The organism is Nguyenibacter vanlangensis, from assembly GCF_013376155.1.
In the GTDB taxonomy this organism is placed as follows: Bacteria; Pseudomonadota; Alphaproteobacteria; order Acetobacterales; family Acetobacteraceae; genus Gluconacetobacter; species Gluconacetobacter vanlangensis.
Map to the genome: position 1 here is coordinate 1 of NZ_JABXXP010000182.1, position 5,053 is coordinate 5,053.

General features: G+C 68.2%; 4 protein-coding genes. 1 reads left to right on the top strand and 3 read right to left on the bottom strand.

The genetic code is table 11. From position 1 onward, the window contains the following. On the bottom strand, positions 1 to 1,811 hold a 1,811-nt coding region (locus HUK84_RS10075; protein ID WP_176640174.1), incomplete at its 3' end, for a methyl-accepting chemotaxis protein. A 272-nt stretch (positions 1,812 to 2,083) separates the two neighbouring features. On the opposite strand from HUK84_RS10075, the gene HUK84_RS10080 reads away from it, so the two are divergent. Further along, complete coding sequence (locus tag HUK84_RS10080) at positions 2,084 to 2,437, top strand: RidA family protein (protein WP_176640175.1); 354 nt, start codon at positions 2,084 to 2,086, stop codon at positions 2,435 to 2,437. 46 nt (positions 2,438 to 2,483) lie between these two features. Here HUK84_RS10080 and HUK84_RS10085 read toward each other — a convergent pair whose 3' ends face one another. Together HUK84_RS10085 and HUK84_RS10090 are read right to left on the bottom strand one after the other, a co-directional pair. After that, positions 2,484 to 3,575 carry a branched-chain amino acid aminotransferase gene (locus tag HUK84_RS10085; RefSeq protein ID WP_176640176.1) on the bottom strand — a complete coding sequence of 364 codons (1,092 nt, stop codon included), beginning with the start codon at positions 3,573 to 3,575 and terminating at the stop codon, positions 2,484 to 2,486. Positions 3,576 to 3,753: 178 nt separating this feature from the next. Then, on the bottom strand, positions 3,754 to 5,053 hold a 1,300-nt coding region (locus HUK84_RS10090), incomplete at its 5' end, for an NAD-dependent succinate-semialdehyde dehydrogenase (protein WP_176640177.1).

The following is a 5,053-nucleotide window of genomic DNA, read 5'->3' on the forward strand; positions in this document are numbered from 1 at the left end:
CCCGCGACGACGGCGAAGCCCTTGCCCGCGTCGCCGGCCCTGGCGGCCTCGACCCCGGCATTGAGCGCCAGGATATTGGTCTGGAACGCGATGCCGTCGATGGCTTCGACGATGGAGACGATCTGTTTCGCGCTGTCCTCGATCCGCCGCATGGCCTCTTTGGTCTGATGCATGATCTCGGAGGACGCAGTCGCGGAGTCGCGCGCCTGCAGGCCGATTTTCTGCGCGTCGCCGATCTGCCGGGCCGAGCTGCCGACGCTTTCCGTGATCTCGTTGACGGCGGCGGCCGTTTCCTCGAGCGATGCGGCCTGCTGCTCGGTGCGGCGGGCGAGGTTTTCGGCCCCGGCAGCGACATCCGCGGTGCCCTGGCCGATACCCCGGCCGGACTCGGCGATTTCGGACAGGGCATCGGCGAGCCGGCGGATCGACATGTTGAAATTCCGCCGGAGCGGCTCGAACTCGGAGGACAGGCCGTCATTCAGTTGAAACGAAAGGTCGCCGCCGGCGAGCCTGTCCAGCCCGGCCCCCATCGCCGTGATGGCCGCGTCGATATTCCGGATCCTGACGATTTCTTCTTCCCGGGTCTTCTTTTCGAGCCGTTCGTGCTGGCGCCGGGCTTCGGCCGCTTCGGCCTCGACATGCCGGGCCTTGAGGAGCGAGGCGCGGAATCCGTCCAGCGCGCGGGCGACCAGGCCGATTTCGTCGTGCCGTCCGGTTCCCGAAACGGCCGCGTCATAGTCGCCCCGGCCGAGTTCGGCCACCGACGCGAGCAGGCTGCGGAACGGTGTCTTGATCAATCGCCCCGAAATCAGCGCGATGACGGCGATCGAGACCATCATGAGGACAGCGCCCGAGACCACGAGGGCCACGACATTGTCGCGCACCGGGGCGGTCAGGGCGGTTTCCGGGATGTCGACGACGAGGGTCCAGACCGTGTCGAAGCCGGGGATGGTGAAAGGAACCAGGACCCTGTCCTGCGTGCCGTCGTGAAAGCCGCGGATGATCCGGGCCTTGCGGGACGACAGGGCCTGCGACACGGCGCCCCTGCCCTCGTCCCGGTAGGGTTTCATCAGCTTTGCGCGGTCCGGATTGGCGATCCAGGTCATCTTGTCGGACAGGAGCGAGAGGGTCCTGCTGCCGATGACGTCGGAATTCCCCAGCAGCGTCACGATCCAGTCGAGCGGGGTATCGATGCCGGTGACGCCGATTTTCCGGCCGTCGAAGACCAGGGGATAGGCGAACGACACCATTTCGATGCCGCTGCCCTCGTCGACATAGGGGTCGGTCAGGACGCCGGTGCCCGCCGCCATCGGAAGCGTGAACCAGGACTGGCCGTAATGCTCCTCGAGCGCGTTGAAATCGATCGTGCCGTCGGGCTTGCGCATGAAATAGGGGTTGAGGATGCCGTGCGCGTTGCTGCCGGGCGCATGGGGATCCTTGCGGCCGTCGAAGCCGGAGGGGATTTCCTCCATCCAGACGCCGTAGATGTTCGGGAAACGGGCCTCGGTTTCGCCGAGCAGGCTGACGATTTCGGCCCGGCTGCCGGTCCCGGCCTTGTGCGCGGCCTCGATCGCGCCGGCATTGTCGCGTGCGACGGTGTTTTGCTCGGATAGTCGCTGGGCGATCCGGTCGGCCAGGATCTGGCTTTGGGAGACGGCTTCGGCCAGCACGGTCTTCTCGACCTGGGACTTCATCATCCCTGCCGATATCGTGACGGCCAGGGCCTGGATGATGATGAAGGAGAGGCCGCACATCAGGACGATGCGTGCGGACAAACTGTTCCAGAGCCGATGATCTGAATGACCGGACATCAAAGGCCGTATCCTTTCCATTCTCGCGAACGTCCCTGCGAGGGAACAGTATTATGCCTCTTCCGTTTCGTTGCCAATGAGATACGATGCCGGGTGATGGAAGACGAAATGACGCGCAATTCGTGTCATGATGCCGTTCCCGATTTCGGTCGCGCGCGCGGCCAGGTTCATGAAAATAGAACGGCGGGGGATTTTCAGCGCGGTGGCCGGTGGCTACAGCACCGGATGGTGGCCGTCCGTCATGAGGCGGCCGAGCAGGAAAGGCCCGTGACATGTCCGCCATTACCCGTTTGCAGCCCGAGACGCGCCTGATGGGCGCGGTGATCCATAACGGGCTGGTCTATCTGGCCGGCCAGGTTGCCGACGATGCGACGCTGGATGCCGAAGGGCAGACGGCCGACATTCTGGGCCAGGTCGATGCGCTGCTGGCCGAGGCCGGCACGGACAAGAGCCGGCTGATCAGCGTGCAGATCTTTCTGGCCGACATGAACGACATGGTCGGCATGAACCGGGCCTGGGACGCGTGGCTGGACCAGGCGAACAAGCCGGCGCGGGCCACCGTGGAAGCGCGCCTGGCCGACCCGCACTGGCGGGTGGAGCTGACCGGCATCGCCGCCCTTCCTTGAGAGTCCGTCCGGGACCGCGCGCTGGCGGCGGTCCGACGCGCGGGAATCAGCCGACGCGTTGTACCCAGCCGTGCGGGTCGGGTGCCTTGCCGCGCTGGATGCCGATCAGGGCGGTGCGCAGGGTTTCGGTCACCGGATCGGCGCCGTTGCCGCTGCCGATCACGATTTCGCCCCGGCGGCCGCGCAACCGTCCGATCGGGGTGACCACGGCGGCGGTGCCGCAGGCGAAGACTTCCCTGAGCCGGCCGGCGGCGGCGTCCTGGTAGCATTGGTCGATGCTGTACGCGTCCTCGCGCACCGTGAGGCCGCGATCGCGCGCCAGGGTGAGGATGGTGTCGCGGGTGATGCCGGGCAGGATGGTCCCCAGCGGCGGCGTGACCAGCGTGTTGTCGTCCATGACGAAGAAGACGTTCATTCCGCCCATCTCTTCGATCCAGCGATGCTCGGCGGCGTCGAGGAACAGGACCTGGTCGCAGCCATGCGCCTTGGCCTCGCGCTGGGCCAGCAGGCTGGCCGCGTAATTGCCGCCGCATTTGGCGGCCCCCGTTCCGCCCGGGGCGGCGCGGGTATAATCCTCGGACACCCAGACGGTCACGGCGCCGGCGCTGAAATAGGCGCCGACGGGCGAGGCGATGACGATGAACAGATATTCCGACGAGGGCTTGACGCCCAGGAACGCCTCGGAGGCGATCATGAACGGGCGCAGGTACAGGCTGGCGTTCTCGCCCTCGGGGATCCAGTCGCGATCGGTGCGCACCAGTTCGCGCACCGCCTGGAGGAACAGCGCGTCGGGCACCGGCGCCATCGCCATGCGTTCGGCCGATTCGCGGAAGCGGCGCGCGTTGGCGTCGGGGCGGAACATCACTACCGCGCCGTCGGCCGCGCGATAGGCCTTCATGCCCTCGAAGATTTCCTGGGCGTAGTGCAGCACGGCGGCGGCCGGGTCGAGGGAGATGGGCGCCCGGGCCTCGATGGTCGGGTTGTGCCAGCCCTGCCCTTCCTTGTAGCGGACGACCGCCATGTGATCGGTGAAGACGCGGCCGAAGCCCGGATCGGCCAGCAATTCCGCGCGGCGCGCGGCCGGTGTCGGCGCGGCGTGCGGCAGATGCGTGAAGCGAAACTGATCGGCGCTGTCCATGGTCCTGCTCTCTTACCACCGGGACGGGGCGCGGCGGGGCCTGTCCCGCCGCGTGACCCCGACCTTTACATCACGTGCCGGGCCGGCACGTTCCGACCGGCCAGACTGCGCAGATCGCGCGCGGCGTCAAGCCCGGGCCGCGTCCTGGCGCGTCATGCCGGAGGGCTGTACTCGCGCATCATGCCGAAGGGCTGTATTCACGCATCGTGAAGAAGCGCGTGTCCAGATAGGCTTCGAGCGCCTCGGTCCCGCCTTCGGACCCGTAGCCCGAATCGCCGATGCCGCCGAAGGGGACCTCGGGCAGGGCCAGGCCGAGGTGATTGACCGTCAGCATGCCGGCGCGGATTTCGTCGCGCAGGCGGGCGGCGGTGCGGCCCGAGCCGGTGAAGGCGTAGGCGGCGAGGCCATAGGGGAGACGATTCGCCTCGGCTACCGCCTGGTCCAGCGTGTCGAAGGGCGACATCAGCGCCACGGGGCCGAACGGTTCCTCGTTCATGATGCGCATGTCGGCGGTGAGGTTGGTCAGCATCGTCGGCGCGAAGAAATAGCCCGCGTTGCCGACGCGCTGGCCGCCGGTCACGATTTCGGCGCCCCGGGCGGTGGCGTCGCCGATCAGGGTTTCCATCGCCTCCACACGGCGGACATTGGCCAGCGGGCCCATCGTGGTGTCGGGGCGCAATCCGTCGCCGACCTTGCGCGCCTGGGCCTGCGCGGCGAAGCGTTCGACGAAGCGGCCGAATGCCGGCCGTTCGACCAGGAAGCGCGTGGGGGAGACGCAGACCTGGCCGGCATTGCGGAATTTCGCCGCCGCCAGCGTGTCGGCCGCCTGGTCGATATCGGCGTCGGCGGAGATGATCGCGGGCCCGTGGCCGCCCAGTTCCATCGTCGCGCGCTTCATGTGCGTGCCGGCCAGGGCCGCCAGCATCTTGCCCACGGCGGTCGAGCCGGTGAACGTGACCTTGCGGATCGCCGGGTGGGCGATCAGCGTCTCGGAAATTTCGGACGGGGTGCCGTAGAGCAGGCCGATCACCCCGGGCGGCACGCCGGCATCGGCGAAGGCGCGGATCAGCGCCGCCGGCGAGGCGGGGGTTTCCTCGGCCGCCTTGACGATGATCGAGCAGCCGGTGGCCAGCGCGGCGCCGACCTTGCGCACCACCTGGTTGACCGGAAAGTTCCACGGCGAGAAGGCCGCCACCGGACCGACCGGGGTGCGGATCACCGCCTGGGTGACGCCTGTGGCGCGGGCCGGGACCAGACGGCCATAGGCGCGGCGTCCTTCCTCGGCCAGCCAGTCGATCGTGTCGGCAGCGGCCAGCAATTCGGTCCGGGCCTCGGCCACCGGCTTGCCCTGCTCCATCGTCATGATCGGGGCGATGGCCTCGGCCCGCTCGCGCAGCAGGGTCGCGGCCCGGCGCATGATCGTGTAGCGGTCGAAGACGGACATGCGGCTCCAGACCGCGAAGCCGCGTTCGGCGGCG

Bases quoted from the DNA above. Each gene is read 5' to 3' on its own strand.
- HUK84_RS10085 (WP_176640176.1), bottom strand. From the start codon at position 3,575: ATGGACAGCGCCGATCAGTTTCGCTTCACGCATCTGCCGCACGCCGCG.
- HUK84_RS10080 (WP_176640175.1), top strand. From the start codon at position 2,084: ATGTCCGCCATTACCCGTTTGCAGCCCGAGACGCGCCTGATGGGCGCG.